At 71.7% G+C, this 21,513-nt stretch carries 20 protein-coding genes and 1 pseudogene; 13 read left to right on the plus strand and 8 right to left on the minus strand.

The annotated features are described in order from the left end of the window. Positions 1 to 73: 73 nt before the first annotated feature. The 3 genes from hpf to ABD208_RS09940 all read right to left on the minus strand — a co-directional run bounded on the left by hpf (position 74) and on the right by ABD208_RS09940 (position 3,399). Complete coding sequence (hpf, locus tag ABD208_RS09930; protein ID WP_344102102.1) at positions 74 to 730, minus strand: ribosome hibernation-promoting factor, HPF/YfiA family; 657 nt, start codon at positions 728 to 730, stop codon at positions 74 to 76. 215 nt (positions 731 to 945) lie between these two features. Next, entirely contained in the window at positions 946 to 1,698 is a 753-nt protein-coding gene (locus ABD208_RS09935) for a ComF family protein (protein ID WP_344102104.1), read from the minus strand. Positions 1,699 to 1,755: 57 nt separating this feature from the next. Next, positions 1,756 to 3,399 carry a cation:proton antiporter domain-containing protein gene (locus tag ABD208_RS09940; protein WP_344102106.1) on the minus strand — a complete coding sequence of 548 codons (1,644 nt, stop codon included), beginning with the start codon at positions 3,397 to 3,399 and terminating at the stop codon, positions 1,756 to 1,758. 183 nt (positions 3,400 to 3,582) lie between these two features. Between ABD208_RS09940 and secA the strand changes: the two are divergent. The 6 genes and pseudogenes from secA to rho all read left to right on the plus strand — a co-directional run. Beyond that, positions 3,583 to 6,072, plus strand: a pseudogene (gene secA, locus ABD208_RS09945) (preprotein translocase subunit SecA); the annotation flags it as partial. A gap of 252 nt (positions 6,073 to 6,324) precedes the next feature. Then, on the plus strand, positions 6,325 to 6,588 hold the full coding sequence (locus ABD208_RS20460; RefSeq protein ID WP_425561094.1) for an SEC-C metal-binding domain-containing protein: 264 nt from the start codon (positions 6,325 to 6,327) through the stop codon (positions 6,586 to 6,588). 13 nt (positions 6,589 to 6,601) lie between these two features. Beyond that, entirely contained in the window at positions 6,602 to 7,885 is a 1,284-nt protein-coding gene (locus tag ABD208_RS09950; RefSeq protein WP_344102110.1) for a homoserine dehydrogenase, read from the plus strand. Positions 7,886 to 7,887: 2 nt separating this feature from the next. Next, positions 7,888 to 9,003 carry a threonine synthase gene (gene thrC / locus ABD208_RS09955; protein WP_344102112.1) on the plus strand — a complete coding sequence of 372 codons (1,116 nt, stop codon included), beginning with the start codon at positions 7,888 to 7,890 and terminating at the stop codon, positions 9,001 to 9,003. A gap of 130 nt (positions 9,004 to 9,133) precedes the next feature. Beyond that, positions 9,134 to 10,087, plus strand: coding sequence for a homoserine kinase (gene thrB / locus ABD208_RS09960; protein ID WP_344102303.1), 954 nt, complete (start codon positions 9,134 to 9,136; stop codon positions 10,085 to 10,087). 386 nt (positions 10,088 to 10,473) lie between these two features. Beyond that, positions 10,474 to 12,462, plus strand: a complete 1,989-nt coding sequence (gene rho, locus ABD208_RS09965; RefSeq protein ID WP_344102114.1) for a transcription termination factor Rho — start codon at positions 10,474 to 10,476, stop codon at positions 12,460 to 12,462. A gap of 196 nt (positions 12,463 to 12,658) precedes the next feature. Here rho and ABD208_RS09970 read toward each other — a convergent pair whose 3' ends face one another. The 5 genes from ABD208_RS09970 to rpmE form a co-directional block, all read right to left on the minus strand. Then, positions 12,659 to 13,312: a hypothetical protein gene (locus ABD208_RS09970; protein ID WP_344102117.1), complete on the minus strand. Its 654-nt coding sequence runs from the start codon at positions 13,310 to 13,312 to the stop codon at positions 12,659 to 12,661. Beyond that, positions 13,302 to 13,661 carry an excisionase family DNA-binding protein gene (locus ABD208_RS09975; RefSeq protein ID WP_344102121.1) on the minus strand — a complete coding sequence of 120 codons (360 nt, stop codon included), beginning with the start codon at positions 13,659 to 13,661 and terminating at the stop codon, positions 13,302 to 13,304. The genes ABD208_RS09970 and ABD208_RS09975 overlap by 11 nt, the downstream gene beginning before the upstream one ends. Positions 13,662 to 13,712: 51 nt before the next feature. Beyond that, positions 13,713 to 14,609 carry a peptide chain release factor N(5)-glutamine methyltransferase gene (gene prmC, locus ABD208_RS09980; RefSeq protein WP_344102124.1) on the minus strand — a complete coding sequence of 299 codons (897 nt, stop codon included), beginning with the start codon at positions 14,607 to 14,609 and terminating at the stop codon, positions 13,713 to 13,715. Positions 14,610 to 14,611: 2 nt separating this feature from the next. Next, positions 14,612 to 15,712 (minus strand): peptide chain release factor 1, encoded by a 1,101-nt coding sequence (gene prfA / locus ABD208_RS09985; protein WP_344102305.1) that lies wholly within the window; start codon positions 15,710 to 15,712, stop codon positions 14,612 to 14,614. A 129-nt stretch (positions 15,713 to 15,841) separates the two neighbouring features. Next, a complete protein-coding gene (rpmE, locus tag ABD208_RS09990; protein ID WP_344102127.1) occupies positions 15,842 to 16,057 on the minus strand; it encodes a 50S ribosomal protein L31 in 216 nt (71 codons plus the stop codon). 194 nt (positions 16,058 to 16,251) lie between these two features. Between rpmE and ABD208_RS09995 the strand changes: the two genes are divergently transcribed. The 7 genes from ABD208_RS09995 (at position 16,252) to ABD208_RS10025 (ending at position 21,513) form a co-directional block, all read left to right on the plus strand. Beyond that, a complete protein-coding gene (locus ABD208_RS09995; protein WP_344102129.1) occupies positions 16,252 to 16,923 on the plus strand; it encodes an L-threonylcarbamoyladenylate synthase in 672 nt (223 codons plus the stop codon). Further along, positions 16,920 to 18,164, plus strand: coding sequence for a glycosyltransferase family 4 protein (locus ABD208_RS10000; protein ID WP_344102131.1), 1,245 nt, complete (start codon positions 16,920 to 16,922; stop codon positions 18,162 to 18,164). Before ABD208_RS09995 ends, ABD208_RS10000 begins: the two co-directional genes overlap by 4 nt. Beyond that, entirely contained in the window at positions 18,157 to 18,597 is a 441-nt protein-coding gene (locus tag ABD208_RS10005) for a Cg1360 family ATP-synthase-associated protein (RefSeq protein ID WP_344102134.1), read from the plus strand. Before ABD208_RS10000 ends, ABD208_RS10005 begins: the two co-directional genes overlap by 8 nt. Positions 18,598 to 18,944: 347 nt before the next feature. After that, positions 18,945 to 19,694 (plus strand): F0F1 ATP synthase subunit A, encoded by a 750-nt coding sequence (gene atpB / locus ABD208_RS10010; protein WP_344102137.1) that lies wholly within the window; start codon positions 18,945 to 18,947, stop codon positions 19,692 to 19,694. A gap of 162 nt (positions 19,695 to 19,856) precedes the next feature. Further along, positions 19,857 to 20,093 (plus strand): ATP synthase F0 subunit C, encoded by a 237-nt coding sequence (locus tag ABD208_RS10015; RefSeq protein WP_192861434.1) that lies wholly within the window; start codon positions 19,857 to 19,859, stop codon positions 20,091 to 20,093. Then, complete coding sequence (locus tag ABD208_RS10020; protein WP_344102140.1) at positions 20,093 to 20,701, plus strand: F0F1 ATP synthase subunit B; 609 nt, start codon at positions 20,093 to 20,095, stop codon at positions 20,699 to 20,701. Before ABD208_RS10015 ends, ABD208_RS10020 begins: the two co-directional genes overlap by 1 nt. After that, a complete protein-coding gene (locus tag ABD208_RS10025) occupies positions 20,701 to 21,513 on the plus strand; it encodes a F0F1 ATP synthase subunit delta (protein ID WP_344102142.1) in 813 nt (270 codons plus the stop codon). Before ABD208_RS10020 ends, ABD208_RS10025 begins: the two co-directional genes overlap by 1 nt.

Genomic DNA, 21,513 nt, shown 5'->3' on the forward strand with positions numbered 1-21,513 from the left:
GTGAAATGCGTGGCCGGCCGAAACGGTTCGCGTCCCGGCCGGCCCGCATCTCACCTCGCGGCCGGCCGGCCGGCTACTTCACGGCACCGGCGCAGGCGTCGTCCAGCTGGACGACGCCGAACGACCAGCCCTTGCGCTTGTACAGGACGGACGGCCGGGCGGTCTCCTTGTCCACGAAGAGGTAGAAGTCGTGGCCCACCATCTCCATCTCGTAGACCGCGTCGTCGAGGGTCATCGGCTCGGCCTCGTGCAGCTTCTGCCGGATGACGACGGGGGAGTCGCCCATCGAGGTCTCCACCGAGTCCCCCGGCTCGGTGAGCGCGGCGGGCGCCGCGACCTGGGGCTCGGCCTCCTCGTCAGGGGCGAGCACGTTGTCCTCGATCGGCAGGGGGGCGGCTGCGGCGCCGTGCTTGCTGGTGTGGTTCCGGTGCGGCTTGCGCTTGTCGCGGGCGCGCCGCAGGCGCTCGTTGAGCTTGTCGACCGCGAGGTCGAGGGCGCCGACGCGGTCCTCCGCGGAGGCCTCGGCGCGGATCACGGGCCCCTTCGCCCGGACCGTGAGCTCGACGCGCTCGCGCTTCTCCGACATCCGCGGGTTGTTCTCGTGCGTGACCTCCACGTCCACCCGCATGGCCGTAGGGGCCAGGAGTTCGACCTTGGAGAGCTTGTCCTCCACCTGCTGACGGAACCTGTCCGCCACCACCGTGTGCCTGCCGACGACGACGATCTCCATGTTGTTCTCTCCGCTCCGGGTCGTGGGCGCCTGTCGCGCCTGGTGCTCCGTCTTGCCTGGCACTTGCCGGTGCCGGGAACCACCTCCCCCGTCGCGTTCGGAAGGGCTGCTCCGTCCTCGCGAGAGCCCCTCGGAGAACCCAGGCTAACCCCGGACCATGAGTTGGCGACAGGCCCAACGGCAGGTAAACAAAACGACAGGTTCGGTCGAGATCGTCAGCACATCCGTTCATCTCCGGTGGTGGCGCCGGGCGGCGGGGTCGCTGCCAGCACAGTTGCCCCGAGCACCGAGGCGCCCGCCGTTTCCAGGGCGCGTTCGCTCGTAGCGAGAGTCGCCCCGGACGTCAGGACGTCGTCGACCAGCAGGCAGACCAGAGCGTCCAGCGGGTGGACGGCGCGCACCGCCGACGCGAGGTTCCGCCCGCGCGCCCGCGCCCCCAGGCCGACCTGATCCCGGGTGGCACGCCGGCGCAGCACGGGCGCGACCCGCGCCCGGACGCCGCCGGCGCGCAGCCCGGCCGCGACCCCGCCAGCCAGCGCGGCCACGGGGTCCCGCCCGCGCCGTCGTCGTGCGGCGGCGCTGGCCGGCACGGGGACGACGGCGAGCGACGTCGCCGGCCCGAGCTCCGCGAGGGCCGCCGCGAGCAGCGGCGCGAGGCGCGCCGCGCCGCGGCGGGCCGCGGCGCCGAGCGGCCGGTCGAGGTCCGCGCGTCCGCGGTCCTTCCAGTGGACGACGACGTCGCGCACGCGCCCGGTGTACGCCGTCAGCGCCCACACGGGCAGCGGCGCGACGGCGTCGACCCGGTCCAGCCGCCCGGCCCCGTGCTCGACCCGGACGGGCGCGGCGGCGAACCGCGCCGCGCAGCGCGCGCACCAGCGCACGTCGGGCACGCCGCACGGGCACGCCACGGGCAGCAGCAACCGCGACAGCTCGGTGAGCGGCCGCACCGGCGCCCGGGAACCTGGCATGCCTCCAGCGTGCCGCCCGGATCCCGGCCCCGCTGCTTGTCCACAGGGTCTGCCGGGCTACCGGGGAGAGTCCGACTTCCCGCTCGCCTGGGCCTGGGCGTCACGGAGGGCCTCCGCGCCCGCGTAGCCCAGGGCGGCCTCGGCCGCCTGGTCCGCGAGGGCGAGGCCGGCCGTGCCGTACAGGTGGAACACCGCGTCCGCGCCGTGGCGCCGCAGCTCCTCCGCGTCGTCGTCGTACCGCGCGACGGCGGCGACCGTGCCGTTGAACTCCCCGGCGCGCAGCTGGCCCAGCGCGATGAGATTGGCCTGGTGGAACGGCATCGCCAGGATCGCGAGCTCGACGCTCCCGGCGTTGCGGACCCGGGCCCAGAACTCGATGTCGGTGGCGTCGGCCTGGACGACCTCGTACCCCTGGGCGCGCAGCGCCTTGACCCGCGCGGGGTCGTGCTCGACGCCGAGCACGTTCATCCCGTAGTCGTCGCAGAGCTGGCCGAACGCGCCGCGCCCGACCCGGCCCATGCCGAGCACGAGCGCCTTGGCGCCGGCCACGTCGATGAGCCGCTCCTCCGGGTGCAGCCACTCGTTCGGCTTGGACCGGAACCGCTTCGCCAGCGCGATGGCGATCTCGTTGCCGCGGGTGTTCACCGCCGACGAGATCACGAAGCTCACGGCCACGGCGACCGCCATCACGACGACCCAGTCCGTGTGCAGCAGCCCGGCGTCCACGCCGACGTCGACGACGATCAGCCCGAACTCCGAGTAGTTCGCCAGCACCAGGGCCGAGAGGATCGCGGTGCGCTTGCGCAGCCGGACCACGCGCAGCAGCAGCGCGGTGCAGAGTGCCTGCAGGGGGAGCATGAGCAGCACCAGCAGGCCCACGGCGACCGTCGCGCCCGTGGGCGTGCCCGCGAAGCCGATCGAGACGAAGAACCCGACCAGCAGCAGTTCCTTGAGCGTGAACAGGTGGCGGCTCAGCTCGGTCGCGTTGGTGTGCCCGGCGAGCAGCACGCCCATCACGAGCGCGCCGAGGTCGCCCTTCAGCCCGACGGCGTCGAACAGCGCGTACCCGGGACCGAGCGCGGCGGCGATGCCGAACAGGGCCTGGAGCTCGCCGTGGCCCATCCGGGACCACGCCTTGCGCAGCAGCCAGGCCCCCGGCACGAGCAGCACCAGCGCCAGCGCCCACGGGCTCGGCGGGTCGCCCTTGGCGACGGACAGGAAGACGACGGCGATGAGGTCCTGCATGACCAGCACGCCGATCGCGATCCGGCCGTACAGCGCGCTCTGGTCGGAGCGCCCGTCGAGCACCTTGATCACGAACACGGTCGAGGAGAACGACAGCGCCAGGCCGATCAGCGCCAGCGTGCCCAGGTCCTTGCCCGCCAGGAGCGGCAGCCCGATCAGCCCGAACACCCCGAGGAAGCCGACGGCGACGGCGACGCTGATCACCAGGTGGGCACCCGTGGTGAGCCAGACCTCCTTGCGCAGCAGCGTCTTGAGGTCGAGCTTCAGCCCGATCCCGAACAGCAGCAGGGTGACGCCGAGGTCCGCGATCGTGTCCAGATAGGCCGGTTCCGCCAGACCCGCGGCGTGCAGCACGAAACCCGCCACGAGAAAGCCCACGAGTGGTGGCAGCCGTAAGAGGTAGGCACCCAGGCCCAGCGCGGTCGTCACTACCAGAAGCGTCGCGGCGGTCACCATGGCCCGATCCTAGGCACCAATCGTTTCGACGGTGTTCCGCTGATTATTCCGTGAGCGAACCCCGCAACAACCACGGGGCCGTACGACGTTCTTCTTCCCGTACACCCCGCGATACCGCCTACGATGGGGCCAGCATGCCCCATGCGTGGGCAGTATCACACCGACCGATCCGGGAGAACCCGCGTGCCCTCCATGCTCGAGAAGGTCCTGCGCTTCGGCGAGGGCCGGACGCTGAAGAAGCTGCAGTCCATCGCAGAGCAGGTGAACCGGCTCGAGCCCAGTTTCGCCGAGCTGAGCGACACCGAGCTGCGCGAGGAGACCGAGCGGTTCAAGGAGCGGCTCGCGGCAGGGACGCCGCGCGAGGAGCTCCGCGCCGAGGCCTTCGCGGCGGTCCGCGAGGCGTCGCGCCGCACGCTCGGCCAGCGGCACTTCGACGTCCAGATCATGGGCGGCGCCGCGCTCGACCTCGGGAACATCGCCGAGATGCGCACCGGTGAGGGCAAGACCCTCGTGGCCACCACGGCCGCCTACTTCAACGCCCTCGAGGGCAAGGGCGTCCACGTCGTCACCACGAACGACTACCTCGCCAAGTACCAGGGCGAGCTGATGGGCCGCGTGTACCGCTTCCTCGGCATGTCCACCGGCATCATCCTGTCCGGCCAGGCCCCCGCCGAGCGCCGCGAGCAGTACGCCGCCGACATCACCTACGGCACCAACAACGAGTTCGGCTTCGACTTCCTGCGGGACAACATGGCCTGGGCGCCCGCCGACCTGGTGCAGCGCGGCCACCACTTCGCCGTCGTGGACGAGGTCGACTCCATCCTCATCGACGAGGCCCGCACCCCGCTCATCATCTCCGGCCCCGGCTCCGGCGACGCCAACCGCTGGTACGTCGAGTTCGCCAAGGTCGTGCGCCGCCTCGTGCCCACCCAGGACTACGAGGTCGACGAGAAGAAGCGCACCGTCGGCGTGCTCGAGCCCGGCATCGCGAAGATCGAGGACTACCTCGGCATCGACAACCTCTACGAGTCCCTCAACACGCCGCTGATCGGCTTCCTCAACAACGCCATCAAGGCCAAGGAGCTGTTCAAGCGCGACAAGGACTACGTCGTGCTCAACGGCGAGGTCATGATCGTCGACGAGCACACCGGCCGTATCCTCGCCGGCCGCCGCTACAACGAGGGCATGCACCAGGCGATCGAGGCCAAGGAAGGCGTCGAGATCAAGGCCGAGAACCAGACGCTCGCCACGATCACGCTGCAGAACTACTTCCGCAAGTACGACAAGCTCGGCGGCATGACCGGTACGGCCGAGACCGAGGCCGCCGAGTTCCAGGGCACGTACAAGCTCGGCGTCGTCCCCATCCCCACGAACAAGCCGCCGCGGCGCCTCGACGAGCCCGACCTCGTGTACAAGAACGAGGAGGGCAAGTTCAACGCCGTCGTCGCCGACATCGTCGAGCGCCACGCCGTCGGGCAGCCCGTCCTCGTGGGTACCACCAGCGTCGAGAAGTCCGAGCTCCTGTCCGGCCTGCTCAAGAAGGCCGGCGTGCCCCACAGCGTGCTGAACGCCAAGGAGCACGAGAAGGAGGCGCAGGTCGTGGCCATGGCGGGCCGCAAGGGCGCCGTCACCGTCGCCACCAACATGGCCGGCCGCGGCACCGACATCATGCTCGGCGGCAATGCCGAGCACATCGCCGTGGCGGCGCTCGCGGAGAAGGGTCTCGACCCGGTCGAGACCCCGGAGGAGTACGAGGCGGCCTGGCCGCAGGCGCTCGAGCAGGCGCAGCACGCGGTCGCGGCCGAGCACGACGAGGTGGTCCAGCTCGGCGGCCTGTACGTGCTGGGCACCGAGCGCCACGAGTCGCGCCGCATCGACAACCAGCTGCGCGGCCGTTCCGGCCGTCAGGGCGACCCGGGCGAGTCGCGCTTCTACCTGTCCATGCAGGACGACCTGATGCGCCTGTTCAACTCGGGTCTGGCCGAGGCGATGATGCACCGCGCCGGGTTCCCGGACGACATGCCGCTGGAGTCCAAGATGGTCACGCGCGGCATCCAGTCCGCGCAGGGCCAGGTCGAGTCGCGCAACTTCGAGATCCGCAAGAACGTCCTCAAGTACGACGACGTCCTGTCCCGCCAGCGCGACATCATCTACGCCGAGCGGCGCAAGGTGCTCGACGGCGAGGACCTGCACGAGCAGGTGCAGCACTTCGTGCACGACGTCATCAAGGACTACGTCGACGGCGCCGCGTCCGAGGGTGCCCCGGAGGAGTGGGACCTGGACGCGCTGTGGACCGCGCTGCGCAACGTCTACCCGGTGTCCATCACCGTCGAGGACGTCGTCACGGAGGCGGGCGGCCCCGCCGGCCTGACCCGCGAGATGCTGCTGGAGGAGGTCCTCTCCGACGCGCGCGTGGCGTATGCGGCCCGCGAGGAGGAGCTGGGCTCCCAGGCGATGCGCGAGCTGGAGCGCCGCGTCGTGCTGTCCGTGACGGACCGCAACTGGCGCGAGCACCTCTACGAGATGGACTACCTCAAGGAGGGCATCGGCCTGCGCGCGATGGCGCAGCGCGACCCCCTGGTCGAGTACCAGCGCGAGGGCTTCCAGCTCTTCGAGGCCATGAAGGACGCCATCCGGGAGCAGTCGGTCGGCTTCCTGTTCAACCTCGAGGTGTCCGTGCAGCAGCCGGACGGCCAGCCGGACGGTCTGCGCGAGCCGGTGGGTGCCGCCGCGCAGGCGCTGCCCGACGACGCCCCGACCCAGGCGACGCCGGTCGTGATGCCGGGCCAGGCGGGGAACGCCGCCGGGGTGCCGGGCGCCTCGGGCCTGACGAGCGCGATGTCCACGGTCGGCCGCGACGAGTACGTGCCGCCGCGCGGCAACCGCCTCGGCACCGGCCGGCCCGACCCGGAGCCGACCGAGCCGATGCCCGTGCTCCGGGCGCGTGGACTCGAGGCGCCGCAGCGCACGCCGTTGACGTACAGTGCGCCCAGTGACGACGGCAGCGGGGCTGCCTTCGTCCAGGGCCCCGGTAGCCGCCGGGCCCGCCGCACCGGCGGTGAGGTCCCGGGCCAGGCCACGGACGGTCCCGCCGACGGCCAGACCTACCCGGGCACGCCGCGCAACGCGCAGTGCCCGTGCGGCTCCGGGAAGAAGTACAAGGTGTGTCACGGCCAGAACGACGTGTGAGGAGAAAGTACCGATGACCGGACCCCGACCGTTGCGCGTCGCCCTGCTCGGTTGCGGAGTCGTCGGTACGCAGGTCGCCAAGACGCTGCTGTACGACCAGGCCGACCTGTCGGCCCGCGTCGGCGCGCCGCTGGAGGTCGCCGGCATCGCGGTCCGGAACCTCGACACACCGCGCGACGTCGCCCTGCCGCGTGAGCTGTTCACCACCGACGCCGAGGCGCTGGTGGACTCCGCCGACGTCGTCGTCGAGCTGATGGGCGGGCTCGAGCCCGCCCGCACGCTGCTGCTGCGGGCGATCGAGGGCGGCGCCGCCGTCGTCACCGCGAACAAGGCGCTGCTCGCCGATGACGGCCCGTCGCTCTACCAGGCGGCCGACGCCGCGGGCGTCGACATCCACGGCGAGGCCGCGGTCGCGGGCGCGATCCCGATCGTGCGCCCGCTGCGCGAGTCGCTCGCGGGCGACGACATCACGCGCGTGCTCGGCATCGTCAACGGCACCACGAACTACATCCTCGACCAGATGGCCACCAACGGCCTGGAGCTCGAGGTGGCCCTGCGGCAGGCGCAGGAGCTCGGCTACGCCGAGGCGGATCCCACCGCGGACATCGAGGGGTACGACGCCGCGGCCAAGGCCGCCATCCTCGCGAGCCTCGCCTTCCACACGCGCGTGCGGATGAAGGACGTCGCGTGCGAGGGCATCACGGGGGTCACCAAGGAGGACGTCCAGTGGGCGGCCGCGACCGGGTACAGCGTCAAGCTGCTGGCGATCGCGGAGCGCACCTCGGAGGGCGTCTCCGCCCGCGTGCACCCGGCGCTCGTGCCGTCCGACCACCCGCTGGCGAACGTGCGCGGCGCGTTCAACGCGGTCTTCGTCGAGGCCGACGCCGCGGGCCCCCTGATGTTCTACGGCCAGGGCGCGGGCGGCCGCCCGACGTCGTCGGCCGTGCTCGGGGACATCGTCTCGGCCGGCCGCCACCGCGTGCTCGGCGGGAAGGGGCCGCAGGAGTCCACGTACGCCGCGCTGCCCGTGCTGCCGCAGGACGCCGCCGTCACGCGCTACCAGGTGCGCCTGGAGGTCGCGGACCGGCCGGGCGGCCTGGCCGAGGTCGCGGGCGTGCTCGGCGACCACGGCGTCTCCATCGACACCGTGCGCCAGACCGCCGCCACCAACGGCAGCGCCACACTCGTCCTCACGACGCACGCCGCGCGTGAGGCCTCCCTGGCGGCCACGGTCGCCGCGGCCGACGGGCTGGAGTCCGTCCGCCGGATCGTGTCCGTCCTGCGAGTCGAGGGATAGAAATGTCAGTCGCTGCCCCGAACACCACAGCACCCGCCGCCCACCAGTGGCGGGGTGTGATCACCGAGTACGCGGAGCGCCTGCCGGAGCACCTCACGACGCACGTCGTGACGCTGGGCGAGGGCGGCACGCCCCTGATCCCCGCCCCGGCGATCGGCGACCGCGTGGGCGCCGAGGTGTACGTCAAGTACGAGGGCATGAACCCGACCGGCTCCTTCAAGGACCGCGGCATGACGACGGCGATCTCCGCCGCGGCGGCCCGGGGCGCGAAGGCCGTGGTGTGCGCCTCGACGGGGAACACGTCGGCGTCGGCCGCCGCGTACGCCACCCGCGCCGGGATGACCTGCGCGGTGCTCGTGCCGGACGGCAAGATCGCGATGGGCAAGCTCAGCCAGGCCATCGCGCACGGCGCGCACCTGCTGCAGGTGGACGGCAACTTCGACGACTGCCTGGTCGCGGCCCGCAAGCTGGCCGAGGCGTACCCGGTCGAGCTGGTGAACTCCGTGAACCCGGACCGCATCGAGGGCCAGAAGACCGCCGCGTTCGAGATCGTCGACGCGCTCGGCGACGCGCCCGACATCCACGCGCTGCCCGTCGGCAACGCGGGGAACATCACCGCGTACTGGAAGGGCTACACCGAGTACGCGGACCCGGCCTTCGGCGCGGTGCGCGCGTCGCGGACCCCCGCGATGTGGGGCTTCCAGGCGGCCGGCGCCGCCCCGATCGTCAAGGGCCACCCGGTGGACCAGCCGGAGACCATCGCCACGGCGATCCGCATCGGCAACCCCGCGTCCTGGCAGCAGGCCGAGGAGGCGCGGGACACGTCGGGCGGCGTCATCGAGGCCGTGACCGACGACGAGATCCTCGCCGCGCACCGGATCCTGTCGGCGGAGGTCGGCGTGTTCGTGGAACCCGCCTCCGCGGCCGGGGTGGCCGGCGTGCTCAAGCGCGGCGAGGCCGGGCTCGTGCCCGCCGGCGCGCGCATCGTGATCACGGTGACGGGCCACGGGCTCAAGGACCCGTCCTGGGCGCTGCGCGGCGCGGACGGCGGCGAGGTGACCCCGACCAAGGTCGGCGCCGACGTCGTCTCCATCGCCACGGCGCTCGGCCTCGGCTGACCCGTCCCGCGTGCTCCCGCGCGACGCCCGGTCTCGCACGACGTCGTCGTACCGCCCCGATCCGCCCGTGAGCGCCAGCGCTCCGCCGAACCCGTGAGCAAGAACCGCCATGACCCAGAAGGCAGACCAGATGCAGCTCGGTGCCGACCACGTGGTGGTCCGGGTGCCCGCGACGAGCGCCAACCTCGGCCCGGGCTACGACGCCCTGGGCCTCGCGCTCGCCGTCCACGACGAGGTGGAGGTGCGCCTCGTCGCGGCGGACGAGGTGATCGTCGAGGTGGAGGGCGAGGGCGCCGGCGAGGTGCCGCTCGGCGAGGACCACCTCGTGGTCCGGGCCCTGCGCCGCACGCTCGACCTCGCGGGTGCGACGCCGACCGGGATCCACATGACGTGCCGCAACGTGATCCCGCACGGGCGGGGGATGGGCTCGTCGTCGGCCGCCGTCGTCGCCGGGATCGTGGCGGCGCGTGCGCTGCTCGCGGATCCGCGGGCGGTCGACGCCGCGACCGTGCTGCGGCTCGCGACCGAGTTCGAGGGCCACCCGGACAACGCCGCGCCGGCCATCGCCGGCGGCGCCACCGTCGCGTGGGTCGACGACACCGGGCCGCGCGCCGTCGACCTGGAGGTGGACCCGTCGATCGAGGCGACGGTGCTCGTGCCCGACGCGCGCCTGGCGACGTCGGCCGCGCGCGAGGCCCTGCCCGCGCAGGTCGCCCACGAGGACGCCGCGTTCACGGCCGGGCGGGCCGCGCTGCTCGTGGAGGCGCTGGCGCGGCGGCCCGAGCTGCTCTTCGAGGCGACCGAGGACCGGCTGCACCAGCCGTTCCGGGGCAAGGTCCTGGGGGCCTCGAGCGAACTGCTGCGTTCGCTGCGCGCGGAACGGCTCGCCGCGACGGTGTCGGGTGCGGGACCCTCGGTTCTCGTACTCTCGACCAGGGACGACGCCGCACGACGGGACGCGGTGCTCACCTCGCTCGTCGGCGGAGCGGCGGGCTGGCGGGTGCTCCGGCCCGGCATCGACACCGCGGGCGCCAGGGCGCGGAGGCTTTCCGGCCATCCGGATGCGTTAAGGTCCGCACGATAATTCCCGCCGGGCGGCGGGCTCCGTCGTCCTCGGCTCGTCCCTCCCGCGGGTGCCGTCGTCACCGGCCGGCGGCCCGGCGGGGCGCCCGTGACAAGCATTGACGAGGTGGTAGGATGCAGTGAGCCTTTCGGGACAGAAAGTGGCGTCACGCAGTGACTGTTCTCAGCGATCACGCCGCAAGTACCCCGTGAGCAGGCCGAACCATCAGCAGTCCACACTGTGTTCGTGTGCGCGAGCTCGTTCGGTTGCCGCATCTAGGCCGACAATCTGCCCCCGTCAGCCGACGTCGTACCCATTGATGCGAGGTTTTCAGCGTCCGCTCTCTTTGGACGCACCGCCGATGTGGCCATTCCAACGGCCGCAGTTTCGAGGGGGAAGGGTCCTTCGTGACAGACACCACCGATAACGCCAAGCCGGCCAGCGGCGCGCTCAGCGCCATGCGCCTGGCGGAGCTGCAGGCACTCGCCTCCGAGCTCGGCGTCAAGGGCATCTCGAAGATGCGCAAGAGCGATCTCGTCGAGGCCATCCGATCCACCACCGGTGAGCCGGTGTCCGGTGGCGCAACGGCGCGCCGCGGTCCGGTCCGCCAGGCGAAGGTCGCCCAGCAGGAGCAGCTTCCCGTCGCGGCCGCGCAGGCCGCCACCGCGGTGCAGCCCGCCACGAGCGCGACCGCGGTCGCCTCCGAGCCGGCCGGGATGGCCGCCGGGTCCAACGGCAGCGCGCCGGCGACGTCGGGCGAGGCCGAGCGCGCCGCGCGGCTCGCGGAGCTCGCCGAGGCCGTCGCGCAGCCGCGGTCGCGGCGCGCGGGCCGTCAGCAGGGCCCGGCCCAGGGCGACGACAACGGCGTCGCCCCGGCCGGTGAGCCCGGCGCGGCCCGTCAGGACCAGAACGAGCGCACCGGTTCCGCCCGTGACGGCGGCCGGGACGCCCGCGGCGAGGCCGGTGGCAACCGGGCCGAGGGCCGCCGGGACGGCAACCGCCAGCAGCGCGACAACGCCGGATCCCGCGAGGCGGGCCCGCGCGACGGCGGCCAGCGGGACAACGGCCCGCGCGGCGGCAGCCGCGAGGACGACCGCTCGTCCCGCCGCCGTGGTCGCGAGCGCGGCCGGGACCGCAAGCGCCGCGGCCGTCAGGGCCCGGACGTCGAGCTGGAGGCCGTGGAGGTCTCCGACGACGACGTGCTGCTGCCCGTGGCCGGCGTGCTCGACGTGCTCGACAACTACGCGTTCGTGCGGACGTCGGGCTACCTGCCCGGCCCCAACGACGTGTACGTGTCGCTGAACCAGGTCAAGAAGTCCGGCCTGCGCCGCGGTGACGCGATCACCGGCGCGGTGCGCCAGCCGCGCGAGGGCGAGGAGCAGCAGCAGGCTGTGTCGTCGTCGGGCAAGAACGCGCGGACCAACAAGTTCAACGCCCTGGTCCGGCTCGACACCGTCAACGGCATGACGCCCGACGACGCCAAGGGCCGCCCGGTGTTCCACGAGCTGACGCCGCTGTACCCGCAGGAGCGGCTGCGCCTGGAGAACCCCGGCGCCACGAAGCTCACGCCGCGCGTCATCGACATCGTCGCGCCGATCGGCAAGGGCCAGCGCGGCCTCATCGTCGCGCCGCCCAAGGCCGGCAAGACGCTGATGATGCAGCAGATCGCGAACTCGATCACCGCGAACAACCCCGAGGTCCACCTCATGGTGGTGCTCGTGGACGAGCGGCCCGAGGAGGTCACCGACTTCTCGCGCTCGGTGCAGGGCGAGGTCATCTCCTCGACGTTCGACCGGCACGCCTCGGACCACACGCTGGTCGCGGAGCTCGCCATCGAACGGGCGAAGCGGCTCGTGGAGCTCGGTCAGGACGTCGTCGTCCTCCTGGACGGCATCACGCGCCTGTCGCGCGCCTACAACCTGGCCGCCCCGGCCTCCGGGCGCATCCTGTCCGGTGGTGTCGACGCCGCCGCGCTGTACCCGCCGAAGAAGTTCTTCGGCGCGGCGCGCAACATCGAGAACGGCGGCTCGCTGACGATCCTCGCCACGGCGCTGGTGGAGACCGGCTCCAAGATGGACGAGGTCATCTTCGAGGAGTTCAAGGGCACCGGCAACATGGAGCTGCGCCTGTCGCGGTCCCTGGCCGAGAAGCGCATCTTCCCGGCGATCGACGTCAACGCGTCGAGCACGCGCCGCGAGGAGATCCTCATGTCCAAGGAGGAGCTGGGCATCGTCTACAAGCTCCGCCGCGTCATGGGCGCCCTCGACACCCAGCAGGCCACCGAACTCCTCCTGGGCAAGCTCAAGGAGCACAAGTCCAACGTGGAGTTCCTCATGGAGGTCCAGAAGACCACCCCGGGCGCCCTCGCGGACGAACGCCCGGGCGAGACGGTCTGAGCTTGCGTTTTACTGGCGACGCACCACGTTCGTCCACGGTGTCGATGGCTGCGTAGCGGACCGGGTCTGCTACCTCAGCCATCGCGCCACGACCGTGGCCGATCAGTCTCAGCAGTGAGGTGCAGGAAGAGCGCCCGGCCCGAATGGGGCCTGGCGCTCTTCCTCTTTCCCTTTGTCCAGAGCTAGGGCCATGCCGTTATGTGGCGCAGTTGGCGCAGAATCCTACCGGTGACGGATCGGCGAACGATCCGAGGCAGGCGAGGCATGTCGTGCCGCGGAACTGGATCCGCGGCGGGTTGTGACCGGTTGACTGGGCGATCGCCTCGAACAGATCAGCATGCCGTCCGAAGAGGTTCGGGTGTTGCCTCGCGATCGCCGCGTGAAGTCCGGCAGTCGTCAGCGGTGGGTTTTTCATCCCAGCCGCCATGACCTCAAGGGTTTTCCGGTATACCCCACGATCCGTTCTCTCGGCCAGGAACAGGTCTGGGTTCACTGCGGTCACGCCCGCCATGCGCAGATCCTCTGCGGCGAAGTCGTCGACGTCCTCGGTGATGAGAAACGTGGCTCCGGCGGCTTCGGCGTCGGCGAGAATCTGCCTGTCTGTCAGTGGTGTGTCCTTGAACCGTTCGGCGCCGGTTCCCGAAGCGGACAGGTCAAGGTTCGCCATGTCGCGGACGGTCGCGAGCGGGGTCTGCCGACCGGACATGTGCCGGCTGGCCTCAATTTCCGCGGCCTGGCTCCACACCACGACGTAGCCACTCGGTGCGCAGCGCATGAGCAGTGTGCGCGTTACAGGCTTGACGAGAACGTTGGCATCTAGGAGAACAACCGGTGGCATCTCACTCGTCACCGAAGAGCTCCTGCTCGATCTCTGGGGCGACAAGCTGAGTCATGCGGTTGAGGCTTTCCTCCCGGAACCTCAGGAATTCCGAGTAGGGGATGCGGTGGTGCGTGCCGACCATGACCGCCCGGATCTCGCCGGATTCGATCTTCCTCACGACCGTGGAGCGATGCATCCCCATCCGCCTGCCCATCTGTTCGGGTGTGAGCATGCGTTCCTCGGCAGACAGCGTGACCGTCTGGCCTGACTCCGCCGCTTGACGGGCCCGGCTCACCAACAGGAGCGCCCAGTCGGGAAGTGCGGGGTCAGTCGTGCTGCCCGTGACCTCGTCGGGTTCCAGGGACATGAGATCCGCCATGGATTCAGGGTACGCCTCATGCGCGGATGCGGCACTTCTATCTGCGCATCGTCAGCAACGGCGTGCGATGACCATGCGAGGGCGGCCGGTCAGGTCGTCCCGGGTCTCCGCCGGCTCGAAGCTCCCTGTCGCGTCGACCACGGCCCGGGCCGACGCCGCCTGGACCTCAGCGTGCTCCATCACGAAGAGACCACCCGGCCTGAGTAGCCGCGCGGCCGCGGCCGCGATCCCGCGCGGGACCTCCAGCCCGTCCGCGCCGAGCCCGTACAGCGCGATGGCCGGGTCGTGCTCCGCGACCTCGGGGTCCCGGGGCACGGCGTCAGGCGGCACGTAAGGCGGATTGGAGACGACGACGTCGGTGGTTCCGTCGAGTTCCCGCAGCGCGGTCCGCGCGTCCCCCTTGACGAGATGCACGGGCGCGCCGACCGCGGCGACGTTCCGGGCGGCCCACTCATGGGCGCCCGCGTCGAGCTCCACGGCATACACCCGCGCAGAGGGAACCTCGGTCGCCACGGCCAGGGCAATGGCCCCGGACCCGGTACACAGATCGACGACGACGCTCGCAGGGAGGCGGAGGGCTTCGTCAATGGCTGTCTGGGCCACCTGCTCCGTCTCCGGGCGGGGGACGAAGACGCCCGGGCCCACCGCCAGGGTCAGGTGCCGGAAGTGGGCCTCGCCCGTGAGGTGCTGGAGGGGTTCGCGAGCCGCCCTGCGGGTGAGCAGGGTTGCGAAGCGGGCGGCGTCGTCGTCGGACACGGGTGCGCCCATGACGGCGCGGCGTCGGACCTCTCCGGGGTCGACGGCGAGGACGTGCGCCAGGAGGAGTTCGGCGTCGACTCGCGGGGAGGGCACACCGGCGTCGGACAACGTGAGCGTTGCCTGCCGGATGAGGGCGGCGGCATCGCGGAGCGAGCCACCGCCCGGCGCCGCGGCCGACGACGGAGTCATCGTCAGGCTTCCTCGCCGGCCGCCGCGAGGCGCGCGGCCTCGTCGGCCTCGATCGCGGAGTCGATGACCGGGGCCAGGTCGCCGTCCAGGACCTGGTCCAGGTTGTAGGCCTTGTAGCCGGTGCGGTGGTCCGCGATGCGGTTCTCCGGGAAGTTGTACGTGCGGATGCGCTCCGAGCGGTCCACGGTGCGGATCTGGGAGCGGCGCATGTCCGCGGCCTCGGCCGCGGCGGCCTCCTGGCGCGCGGCGAGCAGGCGGGCGCGGAGCACGCGCATGGCGGCCTCGCGGTTCTGCAGCTGGGACTTCTCGTTCTGCATCGAGACGACGATGCCCGTGGGGACGTGCGTGATGCGGACGGCGGAGTCGGTCGTGTTCACGGACTGACCGCCCGGGCCGGACGAGCGGAAGACGTCGATGCGCAGGTCGTTCTGGTCGATCTCGATCTCGCCCGGGTCGTCGACCTCGGGGAACACCAGGACACCCGCCGCCGAGGTGTGGATGCGGCCCTGCGACTCCGTGACCGGGACCCGCTGCACGCGGTGCACGCCGCCCTCGTACTTGAGGTTGGCCCAGACGCCTTCGGAGGGATCTTCCAGGGATTTCGCCTTGATCGCGACCTGGACGTCCTTGAAGCCGCCCAACTCGGTGCGGTTCTCGTCGAGGAGCTGGGTGGCCCAGCCGCGGCGCTCGGCGTAGCGCAGGTACATGCGCAGCAGGTCGCCCGCGAACAGGGCGGACTCGTCGCCGCCCTCGCCGGCCTTGATCTCCAGGATGACGTCGCGGCCGTCGTCGGGGTCGCGGGGGATCAGGACGCGGCGCAGGCGGTCGGAGGCCTTCGCCTCGGCCTCCCGCAGGGCCGGGAGGGCGTCGGCGTACTCGCCGCCGTCGTCGTCCAGGCCGGCGAGTTCCTCGGCGGTCTCGCGCTCCTCGCGCGCGCCCTCCCAGGCCCGGTGCGCCGCCACGACCTGGTTCAGCTCCGCGTACCGGCGCCCGAGGCTGCGCGCGCGGCCCGGGTCCGCGTGCACGGACGGATCGGCGAGCGACCGCTCGATCTCCGCGTGCTCCTCGAGCAGCGGGCCGACGGCGGAGTACTGCTCGGTCACTCTGGTCACCTCAGGTGGGTCGCGGGCTGGCGGGGCTGACGTGCGGACAAAGCAGCAGCGCCGGCGGATCCGCGTCCCGACTGCCCCTGGAGAGGTTGTCGGCGCGAACCCGCCGGCGCTGCGACGGTGCTACTTGGCGGTCTTCTTGCCGTAGCGGGCCTGGAAGCGCGCCACGCGACCACCGGTGTCGAGGATCTTCTGCTTGCCCGTGTAGAACGGGTGGCAGGCGCTGCACACGTCGGCGCTGATCTTGCCGGACGTCTCCGTGCTGCGCGTCACGAAGGTGTTCCCGCAGGTGCAGGTCACTTCGGTGACGACGTACTCGGGGTGGATACCCTGCTTCATGAATGCTCCTTGCATCTGATGCCGCCGGGTCGCCCCGCGGACAGCGGGCCGTGAACCGGCAGGCGACAGTCCATTCTGCCAGACGTCGCCGGAGGCGTCACAGCCGCGGCATGTGACGTCCGAGACCCCGACCGGCGGAACGGCGCAATCGCCTGCTGAGCTCCCCTCACCCGATTCGTGGAAGACTGAAGCCCGTGACCGATCCCGCAACCGTGCTCGATGCCACGGACCCGCAGACCTGGGGGCCCGCGATCGACGAGGGGGTCAACGCGATCTCGCGTGGCGGCCTCGTGGTGCTGCCCACCGACACCGTCTACGGCATCGCCGCCGACGCCTTCGACAAGGACGCGGTCGCCGCGCTGCTCGCGGCCAAGGGCCGCAGGCGGCAGATGCCGCCGCCCGTCCTGATCGGCGACGTCTTCACGCTCGACGGCCTCGCCACCCAGGTGCCCGACGACGCCCGCGCGCTCGCGGACGCGTTCTGGCCCGGCGGCCTGACGATCATCCTGCGTGCCCAGCCGTCCCTGCAGTGGGACCTCGGCGAGACGCAGGGCACCGTCGCCCTGCGCATGCCCGATCACCCCGCCGCGCTCCAGCTGCTGCGCCGCACCGGCCCGCTCGCGGTGTCGAGCGCCAACCGCACCAGCAGGCCCGCCGCGACCGACGTCGCGGCCGCCGCCGAGCAGCTCGGCGACTCCGTCGCCGTCTACCTGGACGGCGGGACCGCGCCCGGCGGGACGGCGTCCACCATCGTCGACGCCACCGGCGATCAGCTGCGCGTGGTACGGTCCGGCGCCATCGGGCTGGAGGCCCTGCGGGAGGTGGCGCCCGTCCAGGGCCCGGAGGACGCGGAGGACGACGCGTGAGGGTGTACCTGCTGCTGATGCTCGTGGCCGCGGCGGTCACGTTCGTGACGACGCCCGCCGCCCGCTGGATCGCGCTGCGCACCGGGGCCATCTCGGCCGTGCGCAAGCGCGACGTGCACAGCGTGCCCACACCGCGCGCCGGCGGGCTGGCGATGATGACCGGGCTGGTCGTGGCCGTGCTGCTCGGCTCGCGCATGCCGTTCCTGGAGGGCGTCTTCGACGGGCCGCAGGCGTTCGGCATCGTCGGCGGCGCGCTCATCGTGTGCCTGCTCGGCTGGGCCGACGACATCTGGGACCTCGACTGGCTGACCAAGCTCGCCGGCCAGATCCTCGCCGCCGGCTTCATGGCGCTGCAGCAGGTCCAGCTCTTCACCTTCCCGACGCCGGGCGGCCTGACCATCCCGTCCTCGCGCCTCTCGCTGCTGGTCACCGTGCTGGTGGTCGTCGTCGCGATGAACGCGGTGAACTTCGTGGACGGGCTGGACGGCCTGGCCGCCGGGATCATCGCCATCGGCGGCACCGCGTTCTTCCTGTACACGTACCGCCTCACCGCCGAGGACACCCCGGAGAACTACGCGTCCCTCGCCACGCTCATGATGGCGGTGCTGGTGGGCGTGTGCCTCGGGTTCCTGCCGCACAACTTCTTCCCGTCGCGCCTGTTCATGGGCGACAGCGGGTCCATGATGCTGGGCCTGGTCATGGCCGGCGCCGCGATCACCGTCACCGGCAAGGTGGACCCGGAGGTCATGACGGGCGTCGCGGCCATCCCCGCGCTCGGCCCGCTGCTGCTGCCCGTCGCGGTCATCATGCTGCCCCTGACCGACATGGTGATGGCCGTCGTCCGCCGGCTCGCCGCCGGGAAGTCGCCGATGGCGCCGGACCGCCTGCACCTGCACCACCGGATGCTCGCCGTCGGCCACTCGCACCGCCGCGCCGTGCTCATCCTCTACGTCTGGACCGCGGTGTTCGCGTTCAGCGCCGCGGCGCTCGTCGAATGGAACTGGCGGATCGTGCTCGCGTGCAGCGCCGTCGCCGTCGTCGTGGCCGTCGTCGTGACGATGGGGCCGCTGCGCAACCGCGGCCGTTTCCTGGACGACGACGTCGCGCTGGCCGGGACGGATCGCGCCGCCGACGCCGTCACGGGCGCGCTCCCGCAGGCCGGGGCCGCCGCGGCCCGGCCGGCAGTGGTCGCGACGCCCGCGGCCGCACCCACCCCGAGATCCGAGGAGAGCAATGTCTGAGACCCCGGCCGCCCCCGGCCCCGCCGAGACCCACGGCGCCGAGCGCGCGGTGCTGCGCACCGCCTTGCGCTACAGCGGCCTGCTCGTGGCGGCGCTCGCCGTGGCGGGCTCGATCGTGGGCTTCCTCGTGGCGGGTCTCCCGGGGCTCTGGGGCGCGCTCCTCGGGGCCGCGCTCGCCGCGTTCTTCTCGGGCGTGACGGTGTGGTCGGTGGCCCGGACCGTCGGGAAGGATCCGACGACGACGGGCGCCGTCGTGATGGGCAGCTGGATCGGCAAGATGGTCGTGCTCGTCGTGGTGCTCGTGCTCCTGCGCGGGCAGGACTTCTACGACCGCGTGGTGCTGTTCGTCGTGCTCCTGATCGGGGCCGTCGGCTCCGCGCTGCTCGACTACCGGGCCGTGCGGGGCGGCCGGTTGCCGTACGTCGGCAGCTGACGGCCGGTTGACCTGTACCTGGCCGGAAGCTGCCGGAAGCTGACACGTCCGGCACCGGAACCATCAGGTGGCGGCCCCGGGCCGCATCGACCTGACACGCCATTGCGCAATTCGTCACAAGGGGCCGGATCATTGGTCTCGGAAGCCCTGAACGGGCCAGACATGCGTTAGGCTACTCGCGAATCCATGACGGCCAGGCCCGATGGTGCGCCCGTTCCGCCAGCCGGTACCGCGCGCCGGGCCTCTGACCAACCTTGGGAGCTCTCCTGTCCACGCTAGCGACGTCCATTGTCCTTGCCGCCGCCGAAGACGGTCACGAGGACGCGGGCGGCTTCCACACGCCGTCGTTGTCTGACTTCTTCCCGGAAGCCATCGCGTTCGGCGACACCGTCTTCCAGATCGACCGGCTCTGGATCATCCGCATCATCGCCACGATCGCGCTGCTGACGGTCTTCGTGATCGCGGCGCGCCGCGCGAAGGTCGTACCGGGCCGGTTCCAGGCCGGGGTCGAGTACCTGCTCGGCTTCGTCCGCGTGCAGATCGGCGAGGAGATCATGGGGAAGGAGCGCGCCAAGCGCTACATCCCCATGCTGACCACGATCTTCTTCACGATCCTGGCCTTCAACCTCACGGGTGTCATCCCCGGGCTGAACCTGGCCGCCTCCTCCCGGATCGGCGTCCCGCTGCTCCTCGCGCTCTGGGTCTTCGTCACCTACTGGTACGCGGGCATCCAGAAGCACGGTCTGGGCGGCTACCTGAAGGCGAACCTCTTCCCGCCCGGGGTGCCGTGGCCGATCTACTTCATCCTGACGCCGATCGAACTGCTGCAGATCCTGGTCATCCGGCCTGGTTCGCTGATGGTCCGGCTCGTGGCGAACATGGTCGCCGGTCACATCATGCTGGTGCTCTGCTTCGCGGCGACGCAGTTCTTCGTCATCGACTCGGCGGGCTCGGGCCTGATGGCCTTCGGCCTGCTGACGCTGCCGGCCGGCATCTTCGTGACGCTGTTCGAGGTCTTGGTCGCGTTCCTGCAGGCGTACATCTTCGCCCTCCTGGCCGCGGTCTACATCAACATGTCGCTGGAGGAGGAGCACTGAGACGACGGGCTCCGGCCCGTCCCGCTCCCTCGCGGTACCCGCATCCCAGTGACACCTGAACTTTCCAACTGAATGAACGGCGATGGGCGCGCTGTGCGTCTATTCGCAACCACGCGACGTCGGGCCTGATCGGTCTCGGCGCCCAACGGAAGGAAGACGTAAGTGGACGCCATTACTCTCGCCGAGGTCACCGGTAACCTGAACGCGGTCGGCTACGGCCTCGCCGCCACCGGCCCGGGCATCGGTCTCGGTATTCTCATCGGCAAGACCATCGAGGGCATGGCCCGCCAGCCCGAGGTCGCCGGCCAGCTCCGCGCCACCATGTTCCTCGGTGTCGCGTTCGTCGAGGTGCTTGCCCTGCTCGGGCTCGTCGCCGGCTTCCTCTTCCCGGCCGCGTGATGTCGGCGCTCTCGGGCGCCGGCGGAATCGTGACGGCGCAGACGGAAGAGCCGGAAGGCATCGAACTGTTCCTGCCGGCCGGGTACGACCTGTTCTGGTCGGCGGTGGTGCTGGTCATCATCGCGGTCGTCTTCTACAAGTTCGTGCTGCCCCCGATGAACAAGGTGCTCGACGAGCGCGCCGCGCAGATCGAGGGCGGCATCAAGAAGGCCGAGGAGGCCCAGGCTCTGGCCGACCAGAACCTGGCCGAGCAGGAGCGCCTGCTCGCCGAGGCCCGTCAGGAGGCCGCGCAGGTCCGCGAGGAAGCGCGCGCCGAGGGCAAGGTCATCGTCAACGACCTCAAGGCCAAGGCCAACGAGGAAGCGGCGCGGATCGCCGAGACCGCGCACCGGCAGATCGAGGCCGAGCGCCAGCAGGCCGCGGTCTCGCTGCGCGCCGAGGTCGGCACGCTGGCCACGGACCTCGCGTCGAAGATCGTCGGCGAGTCGCTCCAGGACTCCGCGCGTCAGTCGCGCGTCGTGGACCGGTTCCTCGACGAGCTCGAGGCGACCCAGGGTGTGGTGGCGAACGCGGCGGCTGGCGCAGTGCCGGGCTCAAAGGAGGCGTGATGCGGGGAACGAGCGGAGCATCGCTGGAAGCGGCCCGGGAACGGTTCGAGCCGGTCCTGCTGGCCGCGGGCGCGGATGCCCTGACGATCGGCGAGCAGCTGTTCGCCGTCGTCGAGGCGCTGGACGAGTCGGGCGCGCTGCGCCGTTCGCTCTCCGACCCGTCCCGGGGCGGCGAGGACAAGGCCGGCCTGGTGGCCGGTCTGCTCGGCCGTTTCGACGAGCGCGTGGTCGACCTGGTGTCCGGCATGGTCCGGTCCCGGTGGGCGAGCGAGGGCGACCTCGTGGACGCCGTCGAGCGCCTCGCCGTGGACGCGACGCTGGCCTCGGCCGAGTCGCGCGGCACGCTGGAGACGGTCGAGGACGAGCTGTTCCGGTTCACCCGGGCGCTCGCCGGCCAGCGGGAGGCGCGGCAGGCGCTGTCGGACGGGACGTCCGCCCCGGCGCGCCGTCGTGCCCTGGTCGACGCGCTGCTCGGCGGCAAGGCCGACGCGGTGACGCACGCCCTGGCACTGCGCGCGACGCTGTACCCGCGCGGCCGGCGCTTCGTGCCGGCGCTCACCTGGTTCGGCGAGGTCGCGGCCGAGCGCCGCAAGCGCCTCGTGGCCACGGTGACGTCGGCCACGGTCCTGAGCCAGGCCCAGGAGGAGCGCCTCGCGGCGATCCTCGAGCGGTCGTACGGCCGTGCCGTGCAGCTGAACGTCACCGTGGACCCCGCGGTCGTCGGAGGCCTGCGCATCCAGGTCGGCGCCGACGTCGTCGACTCCACAGTCCTCTCGCGCCTGGCCGACGCGCAGCGTCGCCTGGCCGGCTGA

Source organism: Myceligenerans crystallogenes, assembly GCF_039529775.1.
In the GTDB taxonomy this organism is placed as follows: Bacteria; Actinomycetota; Actinomycetes; order Actinomycetales; family Cellulomonadaceae; genus Myceligenerans; species Myceligenerans crystallogenes.

Excerpts from the sequence above, each read along its gene's own strand:
- ABD208_RS09935 (WP_344102104.1), bottom strand. The coding sequence starts at position 1,698 with ATGCCAGGTTCCCGGGCGCCGGTGCGGCCGCTCACCGAGCTGTCGCGG.
- ABD208_RS20460 (WP_425561094.1), top strand. The coding sequence starts at position 6,325 with ATGCCCGTGCTCCGGGCGCGTGGACTCGAGGCGCCGCAGCGCACGCCG.
- ABD208_RS10025 (WP_344102142.1), top strand. The coding sequence starts at position 20,701 with ATGCGGGGAACGAGCGGAGCATCGCTGGAAGCGGCCCGGGAACGGTTC.
- thrC (WP_344102112.1), top strand. The coding sequence starts at position 7,888 with ATGTCAGTCGCTGCCCCGAACACCACAGCACCCGCCGCCCACCAGTGG.
- rpmE (WP_344102127.1), bottom strand. The coding sequence starts at position 16,057 with ATGAAGCAGGGTATCCACCCCGAGTACGTCGTCACCGAAGTGACCTGC.
- prmC (WP_344102124.1), bottom strand. The coding sequence starts at position 14,609 with ATGACTCCGTCGTCGGCCGCGGCGCCGGGCGGTGGCTCGCTCCGCGAT.
- ABD208_RS09940 (WP_344102106.1), bottom strand. The coding sequence starts at position 3,399 with ATGGTGACCGCCGCGACGCTTCTGGTAGTGACGACCGCGCTGGGCCTG.
- ABD208_RS10020 (WP_344102140.1), top strand. The coding sequence starts at position 20,093 with ATGTCGGCGCTCTCGGGCGCCGGCGGAATCGTGACGGCGCAGACGGAA.
- hpf (WP_344102102.1), bottom strand. The coding sequence starts at position 730 with ATGGAGATCGTCGTCGTCGGCAGGCACACGGTGGTGGCGGACAGGTTC.
- ABD208_RS09975 (WP_344102121.1), bottom strand. The coding sequence starts at position 13,661 with ATGGCGGATCTCATGTCCCTGGAACCCGACGAGGTCACGGGCAGCACG.
- ABD208_RS09950 (WP_344102110.1), top strand. The coding sequence starts at position 6,602 with ATGACCGGACCCCGACCGTTGCGCGTCGCCCTGCTCGGTTGCGGAGTC.
- thrB (WP_344102303.1), top strand. The coding sequence starts at position 9,134 with ATGCAGCTCGGTGCCGACCACGTGGTGGTCCGGGTGCCCGCGACGAGC.
- ABD208_RS10005 (WP_344102134.1), top strand. The coding sequence starts at position 18,157 with ATGTCTGAGACCCCGGCCGCCCCCGGCCCCGCCGAGACCCACGGCGCC.